Genomic DNA, 18,070 nt, shown 5'->3' with positions numbered 1-18,070 from the left:
CGAACAGATACGCAGCAGTCGACAGGCGGGCATACCCGCCTGTCCAAGTTCAGACTGTTGTGCGGGCCTTGCCCCGCACAACAGTCTGAATCAACCGAACTTGTGTCGGCTTACCACCAGGTTTCAAACTGCACGCCGTAGGTGCCACCGCTGGTTTCATTGGCAAAGGCGCTACCGGCCTTGCCGCAGTCACGACCGGTACACACCACGCTGCCTGCGGCCTTGGCTGCATCATTCCACTTGGCATAGGTGTAGTAGGCACGGATAGCCGGACGAGCCCAGAAGCCCTTGCCCATGCTCAGTTGCGGTGCAATGGTCATCTTGGTCAGCTTGCGCTTGGCGCCATTGCCAGCCGGATCGACTTCGGTGTGGCCGACTTCAGCAGCAATGCTGTACGCATCGGTGAAGTGGTACACAGGGCGGGCGCCGATGGTCCAGATCTTGTCGGAATCACCGTTCTGACCTGGTTGCTCACCCGATTTCTCGTAACCGACGAACAGCGAACCATTGAGGTTGCTGCCCTTGGGTTCGAACACCGTGTGGTTGAACACGCGCCAGCCACGGAAGGTGTAGTTGCTATCAGCCCACCACTTGCCGCTGCCATCCAGGTTGGCGGCATCACGGGCGTACTGCACCACCAGGTTGTTGAAGCCGCCGAGGCCAAACAGATTGCCCTGATTATGGCTGGCGGTCAGTGCGTAACCGTTCTTGCCGCTGACGCCATCGAGGTTGTTGCGGCGGATCAGGTTCACACCCAGTTCCAGCGAACCGCCTGGGTTGATGCCTATGCCTTCGATACGGAAGTCATGGTTGGTGATGGACTTCCTGCCGCCATTGGGGACGTCCGGGTTGTAGCCACCTTGAGCGGTGTTGCTCCAATCCATTTCGCCATTGCGCAGGTAAGCGTAGGACAGCTTGCCGAAGCCGACATCGATACCTTCGATACCAGCGCCAGGGGCACTGCTGTTCCAGTAGAAGAAGTCCAGCATATGGACGTCATGGCGCTTGTAGTAGCGCTTACCCGCCCAGATGGTGGCGTTTTCGAGCGCGCCGCTGCCGATGTTGTTGGCCTCAACCCAGGCCTGGCGCCACGACGGGGTGCTTTGTTCCCAGTCGTTCAGTTGCTGGGTACCGAAAGCCACCATGGTATGCAGCTTGAAGTTGATGCCGCTGGCTTCGCCCATGGCGGCATCGAACGACAATTCGCCGTAGGTGTCGCACTCGTTGCCAAGGCGGTAGCCTACGCCAAAGGTGTTGCCCGGCAGGCGATAGCAGACTTCCTTGCCGCCATCGGTGCTGGAACCGGCGCCGCTACGGATGTAGCCGTGGTAGTCAACCGTGGCAGCCATGGAAGCCTGCGCCGCGAACGCTGCCACCAGGGCAGCAAACAGCTTGCTCTTGCGATTCATCGGATCACTCCTCTCCGTTTGGTTGGATAAACCAGGTGCTCGCGCGCCCAGCCTGGTGCTACACACCATGACCCCTGAAATTAGGGGGGCGCGCGCCGCGTGCCCGACGGAGAGATGGGCCGCATTGCTACGCCTGAACCGATCCCGGACATTGCTGCCGTTACCGGGTAAAACTGGCGCCCCTCTTTGTGGGCGTCTCGACAACTGCTACTGCTTAGGGTCTTACAAAGCGGCGGCTTCGCGTGCCAGTTGGGTGACAGCGCGCCAGTCGCCTGCTGCAATCCTGTCCTTGGGAACCAGCCAAGAACCGCCTACGCAACCCACATTGGGCAGCGCAAGAAAACGGGGGGCACTTTCGACGGTTACCCCACCGGTCGGGCAGAACAACACATCGGCAAACGGCCCTGCCATGGCTTTGAGCATGCCCAGGCCGCCCGCTTGCTCAGCGGGGAACAGTTTCATGGCATCAAAACCCCAGCCCAGGGCGGCAATCACTTCCGAAGGCGTCATGACACCAGGCAGCAGTGCAATATCTGCGGCCTTGGCGGCTTGCGCCAACGCTTCAGTCAGGCCAGGCGTTACCGCAAATACGGCGCCTGCAGCCTTGGCCTCGGCAAACTGCTCAGGCCGGGTCACCGTACCTACGCCAACAATGGCATCAGGCACTGCGGCCGCAATGGCCCGGACGGCAGCCAGCGCAACCGGTGTGCGCAAGGTGACCTCCAGCACGCGGATACCGCCCGCCACCAGGGCTTGCGCCAGGGGCACGGCATCTTCGATGCGCTCGATCACAATGACCGGCATGACTTTTGAGGCGCGCATTATGTCGCGAATATTCATCTTGTCCATTCCTTACTGCGGCAGCATAAAGCTCATAGCGCCCTGCTCCGCACCGCTGGCGGCATGGCGGAAGACGGCAAACAGCTCACGACCATAGCCATGTTCATTGGCAGACAGATCCACCACTGCCTGCTCGCGCGCCGCCCAGACATCGGCATCCACCAAGGCTTCCAGCACGCCGGATTCGGCGTCCAGCCGTATCATGTCGCCAGTGCGGACCTTGCCCAGCGGACCATTGGCCAGACACTCTGGCGTCACATGGATGGCGGCAGGCACTTTGCCAGACGCGCCCGACATACGGCCATCGGTCACCATGGCCACCTTGAAGCCGCGATCCTGCAGCACGCCCAACGAGGGCGTGAGCTTGTGCAGTTCTGGCATGCCATTGGCGCGCGGCCCCTGGAAGCGGATGACCGCAACAAAATCCTTCTCCAGTTCACCGCGCTTGAAGGCAGCGATCAGATCGTCCTGGGAGTCAAAAACCACGGCAGGCGCCTCGACGATGCGATGCGCTGGCTGTACGGCAGACACCTTGATCACGGCGCGGCCGAGATTGCCGGCCAGCAGGCGCAAGCCACCATCATGCTGGAACGGTTTGGCCATCGAGCCCAGCACGCTCTCGTCATGGCTCTGGCGGGGTGAATCACGCCATGCCAGCTTGCCGCCATCCAGCCAGGGTTCCTTGGCATAGCGACGCAAGCCTTGGCCCATGACGGTATGCACGTCCTCGTGCAGCAGGCCCGCATCCAGCAACTGCCCTATCAGGCAGCCCATACCGCCCGCGGCATGGAAATGATTCACATCGGCGGCACCGTTGGGGTAGACCTTGGCCAGCAAAGGCACCACTGCCGAGATATCGTCGAAATCGGTCCAGTCGATAAGGATACCGGCAGCACGGGCAATGGCGATCAGGTGTATGGCGTGGTTGGTCGAGCCGCCCGTCGCCATCAGGCCGACCAGGCCATTGACGATAGCCCGTTCGTCCATGATCTGGGCCAGCGATATGTACTCGCTGCCTAGCGCCGTGATCGCTGCCGCCCGACGGGCCGATTCGGCCGTCAATGCTTCACGCAATGGAGTGCCAGGATTGACAAAAGCCGTGCCGGGTAGATGCAGACCCATGATCTCCATCAGCATCTGATTGGAATTGGCAGTGCCGTAGAAAGTACAGGTGCCAGGGCCGTGGTAAGACTGCTCTTCTGCCTTCAGCAGGCCTTGCCGGTCTATCTTGCCCTCGGCATACAGTTGGCGGATGCGTGCTTTTTCCTTGTTCTCCATACCCGAGGTCATGGGGCCTGCGGGCACAAACAAGGTAGGCAGATGGCCGAACTGCAAAGCACCGATCAGCAAGCCCGGGACGATCTTGTCGCATACGCCGAGCGCCAGCACGCCGTCGAACATCTGGTGACTCAAAGCCACCGCAGTGCTCATGGCAATAATATCGCGCGAGAACAGGCTGAGCTCCATGCCGGCCTGGCCCTGCGTCACGCCGTCGCACATGGCTGGCACGCCGCCGGCAAACTGGGCCGTAGCTCCTGCTTGGCGGGCGGCCTCCTTGATGACGGCTGGGTAATGCTCAAGTGGCTGGTGGGCCGACAACATGTCGTTGTATGCCGACACAATGGCCAGATTGGGCTGACGTTGCTCACGCAGCAGTATCTTGTCGCCCGCAGGCGAAGCCGCAAAGGCATGAGCCAGGTTGGTGCAGGAGAGCCCCTTGCGTACCGGCTCCTTAGCCGCCCAAGCGGCAACATGGGCGAGATAACTGGACCGCGTGGGTCGGCTTTTCTCTCGGATTCGCTCGGTCACCTCGACCAGGCGCGGATGCAGACTCATCGAAACTCCCCGTGTCACCCGTCCGGGCTTCACTGGCTACGCTATGGGTTTGATATGCAAGACTTGTTCTTTTTATGTTCAACTCAACAAGCCCTTGTTGCTGCAGATGGTAGTTTTACTACAATCAAAAGGCAAGGAGCGGGTTTGAATTTTTACACTAAGCTGACAAGCTGTTGCACATAAGCTGCACCATCAAGGTGCTGAGTAGTTCAAAATCCCCGTCACGACGCGCCGCCATGCACTGCAATGTTGCATTGCAACACCGCAATGACACTTTAATACATCTAACAAAACTACATTGCGAAGCAGGTTTGAAAGTAGTATTGTTTCAGAAAATCGGCTTCGGCCGGATTATCCATCCAATACAAACTGGGGAATTAAGGGATGAGCACGATTCAACCCTTTGACATGGTGTTGTTCGGTGGCACCGGTGATCTGGTCATGCGCAAGCTATTGCCTGCGCTCTACCATCAGCATCAGGATGCCAGCCTGCCCGAGCAGGGCCGCATCCTCTGTCTGGGACGCAGCCAGCCTGACCAGGCAGCCTACCTCGGCACCGCCGAGAAAGCCGCCCGAAAATACCTTGGTGATTATTTCAATGAGAAGGATTGGGCCAGTTTTTCCAGCCGCCTTATCTATCTCAAGCTGGATGCAGGCGACAAGGCTGCTTACAGTGTTCTGGCCGAACGACTGAATGAGTTTCCCGAGCATGTACGGGTGTTCTATCTCGCCACCGCCCCCAATCTGTTCGCCGGCATATGCGAAAACCTGGCTTCCGTTGCTCTGAACAAGGGTGGTGCGCGTGTTGTGCTGGAGAAACCGCTGGGTCATGACCTCGCTTCATCGCAGGCCATCAATGCACAGGTCGGCAAGTTCTTCAAGGAAAGCCAGATCTACCGGATAGATCATTATCTGGGCAAGGAGGCAGTGCAGAACCTGCTGGCCCTGCGTTTTGGCAATACCTTCTTCGAGCCCCTGTGGCGGCGTGAGTGGGTACGTGACGTCCAGATTACCGTCACCGAGCAGGTCGGCGTGGAAGGTCGCGGCGACTTCTACGACAAGGCCGGCGCCCTGCGCGACATGATCCAGAACCACCTGCTGCAGCTGCTGTGCTTTATTGCCATGGAGCCCCCCGCCAGCGTCGACCCCGACGCCGTACGTGACGAAAAGCTGAAAATACTGCGCGCCCTGCGTCGATTCGGGCCGCAGGAAGTCGCCCAGAAATCGGTGCGCGGTCAATACAAGGCGGGCGCCAGCGCCGGCAAGCCAGCCGTCGGGTATCTCGACGAACCCGGTATTTCCGCCGAAAGCAAGACCGAGACCTTTGTGGCGCTCAAGGCCGAGATCGATACCTGGCGTTGGGCCGGCGTGCCCTTCTACCTGCGTACCGGCAAGCGCATGCAGGAACGGCTGGCCGAGATCGTCATCAATTTCCGCCAGGTACCGCACTCCATCTTCCAGCTGCCAGCCTCCACCACCAGCAATCGCCTGGTGATACAGCTGCAACCGGAGGAAAGCGTCAAGATGTACCTGCTGGCCAAGCAGCCTGGCGACCAGATGAAACTCAAGCAGGTGCACCTGGACCTGGACTTTGACGAGACCTTCAAGACCCGTCGCCCCGACGCCTATGAGCGCCTGTTGACCGATGTAATACGGGGCCGCCTGACCCTGTTCATGCGCCGCGACGAGCTTGATGAAGCGTGGCGCTGGGTTGAGCCGATATTGGATGGCTGGGAGCAAAGCGATGATGCCCCCAAGCAATATACCGCCGGCACCTGGGGCCCAGCCGCCAGCTCCGCCCTGCTGTCGCGCGACGGCTTTTGCTGGCACGAGGAAGGCTGAGCGACAAACCACAGCCTAGTAGCAAGGACATCGGGCCCAGCCGGCCCGATGTGCCATTTGGTGGCACGGACATGTACAGCATGGCCGACGAATACCCGACAAGAATGAGACAGCATGGCTGACGTGAACTTCCACGAATACGACTCCAGGGTAGACCTGGATATCTGCCTGGCCCGCGAAGTCGGCGCCGCACTGGAAATCGCCATTGCCGAGCGTGGCCATGCCAGCCTGGCAGTATCGGGCGGCAGGACACCTGTAGGCATGTTCCAGCAGCTACGCCAGATGCGGCTGCAATGGGACAAGGTCTGGATCACCCTGGTCGATGATCGCTGGGTACCACCCACCCACACTGACAGCAATGAGCTACTGGTGCGCGAGCATCTGCTCAAATACCACGTGGAGGCCGCCCACTTCGTCAGCCTGCATACCGGCGCCGCTAGCGCCGAAGCCGCCGTGGCTGAGTTAGAAGCGCGGCTGCAGACGATTCCGCAGCCTTTTGACGTACTGATATTGGGTATGGGAGAAGATGGCCATACCGCCAGCCTGTTCCCCTGCGCCAGCGAGCTGGAAATCGCAGCGGCACCGGATAGCACGCAAAGCGTGGTTGCCGTCAACCCTAGCACGGCACCCTATGCCCGTATCAGCCTCACCCTGGCGGCCATTGCCCAGGCGCGCAAGCTGGTAGTACACCTGACCGGCGCCAAGAAACGTCAGATTTTCGAGCAAGCCCTGGCAAATACATGCCAACGGTTACCGATAGCCCGCGTGCTGGATGCAGCACGTGGCCCCAAACATGTCTACTGGGCCGAATAGCGCACCATGAGCCTCGAACAAAGCTACCCCAGGCTGCTGGCCGATGTTGGCGGCACCAATGTCCGGTTTGCCCTGATACGTGCGGCTGGCGCTCCCATCAGCGACGAGCGCAACCTTGTCTGCGCCGACTACCCGGGGCCATATGAAGCGGCACGGGCGTATCTGGACCCGTTGGCAGTCGCACCGCGCTGGGCCGCGATAGGCATTGCCACACCGCTCTCCGGCGATGCTGTCAAGATGACCAACAACCACTGGGCTTTCTCGCAGGCGGCATTGCAAGCCCAGTTGCAGCTCGACGAACTGACCGTCATCAATGACTTCACCGCACTGGCATTGAGCCTGCCACTGCTGACCGACGAGGAACTGGTCAAGGTGGGGGGCGGCGAACGCGACAGCGATAGGCCCATTGCCCTGCTGGGCGCGGGGACCGGCCTGGGTGTCTCGGGCCTGATGCCCGCCCACCTGCCAGGCGAGACGCCGCGCTGGATTCCCATCCAGGGTGAAGGTGGTCATGTCTCGTTCTCTCCCTTCAATCACAAGGAAGACGAAATCCTGCGCATCCTGCGACAGGAGTTTGGCCATGTGTCGGCCGAGCGGCTGATATCCGGGCCCGGCGTGGTCAACCTGTATCGCGCCCTCAGCGAATTGAACCAGGTTGCCAATGAGGGCCTCAGCGCAGCCGACATCACCCAGCGTGGCGTGGCCAACGACTGCGCCCTGTGCCGCGAAACGGTAGACGTATTCTGCGGCATGCTTGGCACGGCTGCGGCCAACTTGGCTGTCACCCTGGGTGCCCATGGCGGCCTGTATATCGGTGGCGGTGTCGTACCCAAGCTGGGCGACTACTTTGCCGCCTCACCTTTCCGCAAGCGCTTCGAACAGAAAGGGCGTTTCTCCAACTACCTGGCAGCCGTGCCCAGCTACGTGATCGTGGCCAACAATCCGGCCCTGCGCGGCACCGCCGCCGCGCTGAACGCCCTGGCAGCCCGCAAGGGCTACTGACCTAAAGACACGCGGGGAGACGCATACAATATGCTGGAAAAGATCAAATCGCTGCTGCAGGAACTGTCGAAATCGGAACGCAAGGTGGCCGAACTGGTGCTGGCGCAGCCCAACTTCGTCGCCCATGCGCCCATTGCCCAGATTGCCGATATGGCCAATGTGTCACAGCCCACCGTGATTCGTTTCTGCCGTTCGGTCGATTGCACCGGCCTGCAGGATTTCAAGCTGCGCCTGACACGCAGCCTGGTCTCCGGCGTGCCCTATGTGCACAGCGCAGTCGAGATGAGCGATACCGCCCACGACCTGGCCGCCAAGCTGTTCGACAACACCATTTCCAGCCTGATGCGCACGCGCAACGAGTTGAACCCGGATGCCATCGAGCAAGCGGTCGACATCCTGGCCAAGGCTCGCAAGATAGAATTCTACGGCCTGGGCAACAGCGGCATCATGGCGCAGGACGCGCAGCACAAGTTCTTCCGCCTGGGCGTGCCCTGTATTTCCTACTCCGACCCGCACATCCATGGCATGTCGGCCTCCCTGCTCAAGGCAGGCGATGCCGTCGTGGCCATCTCCAACTCAGGCCGCACCATAGACCTGATCCGGTCAGTGGAGCTGGCGCGCGAGGCTGGCGCGCAGGTCATCGGCATCACCCATTCCAACTCGCCGCTGGCTAAGCGCTGCAATGTGACGCTGTATGCCGATACCCCGGAAGATCCCGACCTGTATTCGCCGATGATTACCCGCATCGTGCATCTGGTCATCATCGATATTCTGGCCGTCGGTGTCGCACTGCGGCGCGGCCCGGAGTTGATAGACCAGCTGGAAAAAATCAAGCGCAACCTCAAGGAACGCCGCGTGCGCGGCTATGAGGACCGGTAAGACCAGCCTCCACCTAACGCTACCCGACCCGTCACCATGACCGCTCTCACCAACCTACCCGCCTGGCAGCATATGCTGGCCCACGCCCAACGGCTGAAAGCAATGGACCTGCGCCAGGCCCTGGCACAAGATCCTGCGCGTGCCGAACGCTACAGCATCAAGCAATGCGGCATCTTGCTGGACTACGCCAAGAACCGCATCGACGATGCCGCCCTGGCCAGCTTGTTCGAACTGGCAAGGACAACAGGCGTGGAGCAGAAGCGGGCTGCCATGTTGGCCGGGGGGCGCATCAATGCCACCGAAGGCCGTGCAGTCCTGCACACCGCGTTACGCGCACCCCGCCATGCGCATATCGAGCTGGATGGCGAGAACATCGTACCGGCCGTGCATGCTGTGCTGGATAGGATGAGCGATTTTGCCGAGCGTGTGCGCAGCGGTGCCTGGCGAGGCCATGATGGGCAAGCGATCACCGATATCGTCAATATCGGCATAGGCGGCTCTGACCTCGGCCCTTACATGGCCTGCGAAGCGCTCAAGGACTTTGGCGCCGCCCACCTCAGGCTGCACTTTGTCTCTACCGTCGATGGCTGGCAACTTAACCATGTACTGGGTCGGCTCAATCCCGCCACCACCTTGTTCATCGTTGCGTCCAAGACTTTCACCACCCAGGAGACACTGACCAACGCACGCGCCGCTCGCGCCTGGCTGGTGGCCGCTCTGGGTACCGATGCGGCGGTGGCAAGGCATTTTGTGGCCGTCTCCACCAATGCCGATGCAGTCCGCCAGTTCGGTATCGATACCGACAATATGTTCGGCTTCTGGGATTGGGTAGGCGGGCGCTACTCACTCTGGTCGGCCATAGGCCTACCTATCCTGCTGTTCATCGGCCCCGAGCATTTCCGCGCACTACTGGCGGGCGCGCATGCCATGGATCAGCACTTTGCCAATGCGCCGCTGGAACAGAACCTGCCAGCCATACTGGCGCTGCTGGGCGTGTTCTATATCAATGGCATGGGCGCCAGCACCCAGCTGGTCTCTCCCTACAACCAGCCACTGCATCGATTGCCCGCCTATCTGCAGCAGCTGGACATGGAGTCCAACGGCAAGGCCGTGCGTCTGGATGGCGGCAAAGTGGATTACCATACTGGTCCAGTCATCTGGGGCGAGCCTGGCATCAACGGCCAGCATGCCTATTACCAGTTGCTGCATCAGGGTACCGAACTGATCCCTGCCGACTTCATCGCCAGCCTGGAGAATCCCGCCAGTTCACCCGAGCACAACCTGATACTGCTGGCCAATTTCCTGGCCCAGACAGAGGCATTGATGCGCGGCAAGAACGAGGCCGAGGTCCGGGCAGAGCTGTTTGCCCAGGGGCTGGCAGGTGATGCACTGGAGGCACTGGTGCCGCATAAGGTGTTCAGCGGCAACCGGCCGACCAATACCTTGTTGCTGGACAGGCTGGACCCAGCCAGCCTGGGTAGCCTGGTTGCCCTGTACGAGCACAAGGTGTTCGTGCAAGGCGTGGTCTGGGGTATCAACTCCTACGACCAATGGGGGGTGGAGCTGGGTAAGCAGTTGGCCAGAACGGTAGAGGCAGAGCTGAAGTCCGGCGCGCCAGCGCTGGCACATGACGCCTCCACCAACCGCTTGATCGATTATGTGCGACGTGCACTGAATCCATAATTTTTGACCGCAATCGCGGTCAGCCACGATGCACGCGGCGGGGGATTGCGTTATAAAGGCGGTCTTGCCCCGCAGCTAGAAGAACGGAGAATCGCATGCAGCAAGCCTTTGCGTCGCGCCTGGGGCGCCTGGCACTCGTCGCACTGATGGTGAGCGGCGCCAGCGCCATGGACTCAAGCCAGCGTTGGTCTGAGACCGATGACTATGTGAAACTGGAAGCCGTGAATGCGGGCAATCAGCATCCAGTCAGCTTCAGCAGCGAACAGTTGCGAGCCTTGCTGGCGCACTTCTACAAGCAGGACGCCAGCAGGGAATCCGTACCTTACTTCAGTGAAGACGAGATCGAGCGGCTGTCCAAGTCCTTGATCGCGCAATTCGCCAAGGCCAAGACAGAGGACGACCTGCTGTTCGGCACCTCCTATCGCCCAGGCAGTATCCCGCTGCTGCCACGCTCCCTGAATGCAGGCCGCTTGTTTGTCGAGAATGGCAGGCTCAACCTGCTGGTAGGCATGTGCGGCAGCACTCAGGAAGTCTTGTTCCAGCGGCCCAGTGGCAGTGCCCGTACCCTGATACACGGTAGCCGTATCAAAGCGCAGACCGATCTAGGCTGCGAGCTGCAGGCCAGCAACGTGGTGCAGCGGGTCGGCAACCGTCCAGACTGGGTCAGCCTGGATATCCCGACTGCCCTTGCGACCAAGCCGACGACCACCTTTGGCGCTGCCAAGGTACCTGCCGCCACCACATTCAAGCCAGCCGATGCGGTTGCTGCACCAGCGCCGGTGAGTCCCGCCCCGGCACAAGCCGCGCCGCAATCGGCACCGGCCGCCACAGCAGCGCCGCAAGCCATATTGCCTGCCGCACCGACAAGCAAGGTGGAGGAACGCTTGATCCTGCTGAAGCGGCTCAAGGACAACGGTCTGATCGATGATGCCGAGTACGCGCAAAAGCGTGCCGCCATCCTGAAAGAGCTGTAACAACCGGGCTGCCATAATGGCGGCCCGCCGCATTCCTGCGGTAGCAATGACTGATACCCACCCGATCATCCGGCGCCCGTCCGGCGGGTGCGGAGCGTGACCTGCACCACCGTCACGTATACCGGGCCAGCAGTGACAAAGAGGCCATAAGGCCCGATGAGCCGGCAATTGCCAGTTCGCAACCCAAGCAGTAGAGACAACATTGAAGCGCACAACTCACGCTTCGCTGGCCTTGTCTGAGCGCCAGCCACCCATTCTGCCGTGCTGCCAGAACCTGGCAGTACGCGCCACCGTATACCCAAGCGATCTACATCACGCCCCTGCACACCCTGCGGGGTGGCGTGCGCTTGCATCCCTATTCCTATAACGAAACCCACAAGGTACCCAAGATGGCAGAGCACAACGACGATCTCGATCCGGTAGAAACACGCGAGTGGCTTGAAGCCCTGGACGGCGTGATCGAGAGCGAGGGCCCTGAGCGCGCCCACTTCATCATCGAGAAGCTGATAGAAGAAGCCACCGAGCGCGGCGCCAATATCCCCTACAGTGCCAATACCCAGTACATCAATACCATCCCGGTGGAGATGGAGCCGCCCTTTCCTGGCGACACCACCAAAGAACACAAGATCCGCGCCTATACGCGCTGGAACGCCATGGCCATGGTGGTGCGCGCCAACAAGCATACCAATGTTGGCGGCCATATCGCCTCGTTTGCGTCCGCAGCCACCCTGTATGACGTGGGATACAACCACTTCTGGCATGCTCCCAGCGAGAACCACGGCGGCGACCTGGTATTTGTCCAGGGCCATGTGGCGACCGGTGTCTACTCGCGCGCTTACCTATTGGGCCGCCTGAGCGAAGATCAAATGAACAACTTCCGCCAGGAAGTCGGTGGCAAAGGCTTGTCCAGCTACCCCCACCCCTGGCTGATGCCGGACTTCTGGCAGTTCCCCACCGTATCGATGGGCCTTGGCCCGCTACTGGCTATCTACCAGGCCCGCTTCATGAAATACATGCAGGATCGCGGCATGGCACAGACCGAGGGGCGCAAGGTCTGGGCCTTCTGTGGTGATGGCGAGATGGACGAGCCGGAGTCGCTGGGGGCCATCGGCATGGCCGGCCGCGAGCGGCTGGACAATCTGGTGTTCGTGATCAACTGCAACCTGCAGCGCCTCGACGGTCCGGTGCGCGGTAATGGCAAGATCATCCAGGAACTGGAGAGCGAATTCCGCGGCTCGGGCTGGAATGTGATCAAGCTGGTGTGGGGCACCAAGTGGGATGCCCTGTTCGCACGCGACAAGAAGGGCATCCTGGCCAAGCGCATGATGGCCATCGTCGACGGCGAATACCAGACCATGAAGGCCAAGGACGGCGCTTATGTCCGCGAGCACTTCTTCAACACGCCCGAACTGAAGGCGCTTGTGCAGGACTGGTCCGACAAGGACATCTGGGACCTGAATCGGGGCGGTCACGACCCCGCCAAGATCTACGCCGCCTTCAAGGCCGCCACCGATACCAAGGGAATGCCCACCGTTATCCTGGCCAAGACCGTCAAGGGCTATGGCATGGGCTCGGCTGGCGAGGCCATGAACATCACCCACCAGCAGAAAAAGCTGGATATCGACTCGATCAAGCAGTTCCGCGACCGCTTTGGCATACCGGTGGCCGATGACCAGCTGGAGAAGGTGCCCTTCGTCAAGTTCGAGGAAGGCTCGCCTGAGCTGGAATACATGCGAGGCCACAGAAATGCGCTCGGCGGCTACCTGCCGCAACGTCGCGCCAAGGCCTACGCACTGGAAGTGCCGCCGCTGTCCAGCTTCGATACCCTGCTGAAGGGTTCGGGCGCCGGCAAGGAATACTCCACCACCATGGCTTTTGTCCGCATGCTGACCCAGCTGCTGAAGGACAAGAACATCGGCAAGCACATCGTGCCCATCGTGCCCGATGAATCGCGCACTTTCGGCATGGAAGGCCTGTTCCGCCAGGTAGGCATATGGAATCAGGAAGGCCAGAAGTATGTGCCGCAGGACGCCGACCAGCTGATGTTCTACAAGGAGTCCAAGGACGGCCAGATTCTGCAGGAAGGTATCAACGAAGCCGGCGGCATGTGTGACTGGATCGCTGCGGGTACGTCCTACAGCACCCATGGCGTGCCCATGATTCCGTTCTACATCTATTACTCGATGTTCGGTTTCCAGCGCGTAGGTGATCTGGCCTGGCTGGCTGGCGACATGCGCACCCGGGGCTTTCTGCTGGGCGGCACGGCGGGCCGCACCACCCTCAATGGCGAGGGCTTGCAGCACGAGGACGGCCATTCGCACCTGATCTCGGCCACCATCCCCAACTGCATCTCCTATGACCCGACGTTCGGCTTTGAAGTGGCGGTCATCGTGCAGGACGGCATGCGCCGCATGTATGCCGAGCAGCAGGACGTGTATTACTACATCACCCTGATGAACGAGAACTATGAGCACCCAGCCATGCCAGCCGATGCGGAAGCAGGCATCGTCAAGGGCATGTACCTGCTCAAGCAGGGCGGTGCGGGCGATCTGCGGGTGCAGTTGCTGGGGTCCGGCACCATCTTCAACGAAGTGATTGCCGCTGCGCAGTTGCTGCGCGATGACTGGGGCGTGGAAGCCGATCTGTGGAGCTGCCCAAGCTTTACCGAACTGGCCCGCGACGGTATGGCGGTGGAGCGGGAAAATCTGCTCAACCCGCTGGCCGAACCCAAGCTGCCCTATGTGACCCAATGCCTGAAGGACACGCAAGGCCCGGTGGTGGTGGCAACCGACTATATGCGCCTCTACGCCGAGCAGATACGTGCCCATGTGCCACGCCGTTACGTGGTGCTCGGCACCGATGGCTTCGGCCGCTCGGACACCCGCGAACAGCTGCGGCAATTCTTCGAAGTCAACCGCCACTATGTGACGGTAGCTGCACTGAAATCGCTGGCCGACGATGGCAAGCTGCCGCGCGCCAAGGTGGCAGAAGCCCTGGCCAAGTACGGCATCGATAGCACCAAGCCCGCCCCTTGGACCGTTTAACCACGTGAAAAGTGGAACGTGAAAGGTGAAATGTGGTGTAACACCACGTTTCACATTTCACCGCCGCATGACGGCTTCACGTTTCACGGAGGATGAAAATGAGCAATCTGATTGAACTGAAAGTGCCCGACATTGGCGATGCCAAGGATGTCGACGTGATTGAAGTCTTTGTCAAACCAGGCGATGTGATCAAGAAGGACGATTCGCTGATCACCCTGGAAACAGACAAGGCCAGCATGGAAGTCCCGGCAAGCGCCGCTGGGGTAGTCAAGGAAGTCCGCCTCAAGGTGGGCGACAAGGCCTCTGAAGGCAGCGTGGTGGTCGTGATAGAGGCGGGTGCTGCTGCCGCTGCGCCCGCTGCAGCGCCTGCGGCTACCCCCGCGCCCGAAGTCGCAGCCCCCCCCGTAGCCGCGCCAGCTGCTGCACACGCTGCGGCCAGCACATCGATCGAGGTCAAAGTGCCCGATATTGGCGACGCCAGCAATGTCGACGTCATCGAAGTCTTCGTCAAAATCGGCGACAGCGTGAAGAAGGACGACTCCCTGATCACGCTGGAAACCGACAAGGCCAGTATGGAAGTGCCCTCCCCTGCTGCTGGTGTTGTACAAAGCCTAGCCATCAAGGTGGGCGACAAGGCATCGGAAGGCACGCTGATCCTGACCCTGTCCACGCAAGCTGGTGCCGCCGCGACACCCGCCCCCGCAGCCAGCAAACCCGCCCCGACTGCCGCTCCACCTGCCGTTGCCGCGACGCCCCCTGCACCCGCCGTTGCCGCCGTTAGCACAGCGCCCGCAGCCAAGGTTGATGAAGCCGCCTTCAGGACCTCCCATGCCAGCCCGTCGGTACGCAAGTTTGCCCGCGAGCTGGGCGTGGACCTGGGTCGTGTCAAGGGTAGCGGCCCCAAGGGGCGCATTGTTGCCAGCGACATCCAGGCTTACGTCAAGAACGTGCTCAGTGGCGCCGTGGCCAATACCGCCACGCCCACCAATGGCAGCGGCAGCGGACTGGATCTGCTGCCCTGGCCCAAGGTCGACTTCGCCAAGTACGGCCCGGTCGAGGCCAAGCCGCTCTCGCGTATCAAGAAGATTTCGGGTGCCAACCTGGCGCGCAACTGGGTCATGATTCCTCACGTCACCCAATTCGACGAAGCCGACATCACCGACATGGAAGCCTTCCGCAAGGAAATGGGCGAGGAACTGAAAAAACAGAACCTCAAGATCACCCCCTTGGCCTTCATCATCAAGGCCGTGGTCGCGGCGCTGAAGAAATTCCCCGACTTCAACAGCAGCCTCGACGGTGAAAACCTGGTGCTGAAGCAGTATTTCCATATCGGCTTCGCCGCCGACACCCCCAATGGCCTGGTGGTGCCGGTAATACGCGATGCCGACAAGAAGTCGCTGATCGAGTTAGCCACAGAAACCGGCGCCTTGGCAGCCAAAGCACGCGACGGCAAGCTGCTGCCGGCCGAGATGCAGGGCGGTTGCTTCTCCATCTCCTCGCTCGGCGGGGTCGGGGGAACGGCCTTCACACCCATCGTGAATGCACCGGAAGTTGCCATCCTCGGGGTTTCCAAGTCCAGCATCAAACCGGTCTGGAACGGCAGCGAGTTTGCGCCGCGTCTGATCCTGCCGCTCTCGCTGAGCTATGACCACCGTGTGATCGACGGCGCTTCGGCAGCCCGATTCACCACCTATCTATCACAGGTACTGGGCGACATCCGCCGCCTGATGCTTTAACCCCAAGTGAACAATGGAACCGTGAAGGACCAGCCTGCCAACCCCACTGCCCAGCCAGCCCAGGCAAGGTAGCGATGCGCAAGCGGCAGCGAGCGTGGGGTTGAGGGAGTGTCCGGGAAGTGGGGGGCCGCCAGGCCCTCTCGCTTTCCATCGCCGCCCGGCGGTATCACGTTTCACGGAGGAAAACCCATGAGCAATGTGATTGAACTGAAGGTCCCCGACATTGGCGATGCCAAGAACGTGGAAGTGATCGAAGTCTTCGTCAAGGTGGGCGACAGCATCGCCAAGGAAGACTCACTGATCACCCTGGAAACCGACAAGGCCAGCATGGAAGTCCCGTCCAGTGCCGCCGGCGTGGTCAAGGAAATCCGCATCAAGGTCGGTGACAAGGTCAGTGAAGGCAGCGTGATGCTGCTGCTGGAGGCCCGGGATGCCGCTGCGGCCAGCCTCGCCGCCGCACCCGCTGCGCCAGCTGCTGCCCCTGTAGCAGCACCGCAACCTGCCAGCCATGGCGGCGCGGCTGATGCTGAATTTGATGTCCTGGTTCTGGGTGGCGGTCCTGGCGGCTATTCTGCCGCCTTCCGCGCCGCAGACCTGGGCCTGAAGGTGGCTATGGTCGAACGTTACGCGACGCTGGGTGGCGTTTGCCTGAACGTGGGCTGCATCCCCTCGAAAGCCTTGCTGCATAACGCCGCTGTCATCGACGAGGTGCGCCATCTGGCCGCCAACGGCATCAAGTATCCCGAGCCAAAGATTGATCTGGATGCCCTGCGTGGCTACAAGAACAAAGTGATCGGCAAGCTTACTACTGGGCTGACCGGCATGGCCAAGGCTCGCAAGGTCGAAGTGATACGTGGCCTGGGACGCTTTCTCGACCCCTACCATGTCGAGGTTGAGCTCACGACCGGCACAGGCCAGGAAAAAACCGGCCAGAAGCAGGTGATCAAGTTCAAGCAGGCCATCATCGCAGCCGGTTCCCGCGTGGTGAAACTACCCTTCATCCCTGAGGACCCACGCATCGTCGACAGCACGGGTGCACTCGGACTGCAAGCTGTCCCCAAGAAAATGCTGGTGATAGGTGGTGGCATCATTGGTCTGGAAATGGGCACGGTCTACTCCACGCTGGGTGCCCGCCTGGATGTGGTCGAAATGATGGACGGCCTGATGCAGGGCGCAGATCGCGATCTGGTGCGGGTATGGCAGAAGATGAATGCCCACCGTTTCGACAACATCATGCTCAAGACCAAGACAGTCGCGGTCGAAGCCAAGCCTGATGGCATCTATGTCACCTTCGAGGGTGATGCAGCGCCCAAGGAGGCACAGCGCTACGATATGGTGCTGGTCGCCGCCGGCCGGGCACCCAATGGCAAGCTGATAGGGGCTGAGCAAGCTGGCGTGGCCGTGACCGACCGGGGCTTTATCGAGGTGGACAAGCAGATGCGCACCAATGTGCCGCATATCTTTGCCATCGGCGATATCGTCGGCCAGCCCATGCTGGCGCACAAAGCTGTGCACGAGGGCCACGTGGCCGCTGAAGTGGCTGCCGGCCACAAAGCCTATTTCGACGCACGCGCCATCCCTGGCGTGGCCTATACCGACCCGGAAGTAGCATGGGTGGGGGTGACCGAGGACGAAGCCAAGAAGAATGGCATCAAGATCGAAAAATCGGTCTTCCCCTGGGCCGCTTCTGGCCGCGCCATCGCCAATGGCCGCGACGAGGGATTCACCAAGCTGATTTTCGACGCGGAGACTCACAGGCTGATCGGTGGTGCCATCGTGGGCACCCATGCCGGCGATATGCTGGGCGAGATAGGCCTGGCGATAGAGATGGGTTGTGATCCTACCGATATCGGCAAGACCATCCATGCTCACCCGACACTGGGCGAGTCCATAGGGTTGGCGGCCGAAGTGGCCGAAGGCAGCTGTACCGACCTGCCGCCTGTACGCAAAAAGTAATCCGTTTGCTAGCACGACACCGGCCCGCCTTTAGAAGGCAGGCCGGCGTTGTCATG

General features: G+C 60.9%; 12 protein-coding genes. 9 read left to right on the top strand and 3 right to left on the bottom strand.

The features are described from left to right. Positions 1-110 precede the first annotated feature (110 nt). From QQK16_RS08025 to edd, 3 genes are all read right to left on the bottom strand, one after another. Positions 111-1,409, bottom strand: a complete 1,299-nt coding sequence (locus tag QQK16_RS08025; RefSeq protein WP_284195929.1) for a maltoporin — start codon at positions 1,407-1,409, stop codon at positions 111-113. Between the two features lie 222 nt (positions 1,410-1,631). Further along, positions 1,632-2,258, bottom strand: coding sequence for a bifunctional 4-hydroxy-2-oxoglutarate aldolase/2-dehydro-3-deoxy-phosphogluconate aldolase (gene eda, locus QQK16_RS08020; protein WP_308447001.1), 627 nt, complete (start codon positions 2,256-2,258; stop codon positions 1,632-1,634). A gap of 3 nt (positions 2,259-2,261) precedes the next feature. Further along, positions 2,262-4,085: a phosphogluconate dehydratase gene (edd, locus tag QQK16_RS08015; protein WP_284195927.1), complete on the bottom strand. Its 1,824-nt coding sequence runs from the start codon at positions 4,083-4,085 to the stop codon at positions 2,262-2,264. Between the two features lie 384 nt (positions 4,086-4,469). Here edd and zwf point away from each other — a divergent pair, with 384 nt between their 5' ends. From zwf to lpdA, 9 genes are all read left to right on the top strand, one after another. Next, complete coding sequence (zwf, locus tag QQK16_RS08010; protein WP_284195926.1) at positions 4,470-5,927, top strand: glucose-6-phosphate dehydrogenase; 1,458 nt, start codon at positions 4,470-4,472, stop codon at positions 5,925-5,927. Positions 5,928-6,041: 114 nt separating this feature from the next. Further along, on the top strand, positions 6,042-6,740 hold the full coding sequence (gene pgl, locus QQK16_RS08005) for a 6-phosphogluconolactonase (protein ID WP_284195925.1): 699 nt from the start codon (positions 6,042-6,044) through the stop codon (positions 6,738-6,740). Between the two features lie 6 nt (positions 6,741-6,746). Next, entirely contained in the window at positions 6,747-7,742 is a 996-nt protein-coding gene (locus QQK16_RS08000) for a glucokinase (protein WP_284195924.1), read from the top strand. Between the two features lie 30 nt (positions 7,743-7,772). Next, positions 7,773-8,621, top strand: coding sequence for a transcriptional regulator HexR (gene hexR / locus QQK16_RS07995; protein WP_284195923.1), 849 nt, complete (start codon positions 7,773-7,775; stop codon positions 8,619-8,621). A gap of 36 nt (positions 8,622-8,657) precedes the next feature. Then, entirely contained in the window at positions 8,658-10,304 is a 1,647-nt protein-coding gene (gene pgi / locus QQK16_RS07990; protein WP_284195922.1) for a glucose-6-phosphate isomerase, read from the top strand. A 95-nt stretch (positions 10,305-10,399) separates the two neighbouring features. After that, positions 10,400-11,278, top strand: a complete 879-nt coding sequence (locus tag QQK16_RS07985; protein ID WP_284195921.1) for an SHOCT domain-containing protein — start codon at positions 10,400-10,402, stop codon at positions 11,276-11,278. A 389-nt stretch (positions 11,279-11,667) separates the two neighbouring features. Beyond that, a complete protein-coding gene (gene aceE / locus QQK16_RS07980) occupies positions 11,668-14,322 on the top strand; it encodes a pyruvate dehydrogenase (acetyl-transferring), homodimeric type (RefSeq protein ID WP_284196911.1) in 2,655 nt (884 codons plus the stop codon). A 98-nt stretch (positions 14,323-14,420) separates the two neighbouring features. Further along, a complete protein-coding gene (gene aceF / locus QQK16_RS07975) occupies positions 14,421-16,058 on the top strand; it encodes a dihydrolipoyllysine-residue acetyltransferase (RefSeq protein ID WP_284195920.1) in 1,638 nt (545 codons plus the stop codon). Positions 16,059-16,247: 189 nt separating this feature from the next. Then, positions 16,248-18,014: a dihydrolipoyl dehydrogenase gene (gene lpdA, locus QQK16_RS07970; protein WP_284195919.1), complete on the top strand. Its 1,767-nt coding sequence runs from the start codon at positions 16,248-16,250 to the stop codon at positions 18,012-18,014. The last annotated feature ends 56 nt before the right edge of the window (positions 18,015-18,070 follow it).

The organism is Chitinimonas prasina, assembly GCF_030160395.1.
Taxonomy (GTDB): Bacteria; Pseudomonadota; Gammaproteobacteria; order Burkholderiales; family Chitinimonadaceae; genus Chitinimonas; species Chitinimonas prasina.
The sequence above is the reverse complement of the archived record's forward strand: the minus strand, read 5'-3'. Positions and strand labels throughout refer to the sequence as shown.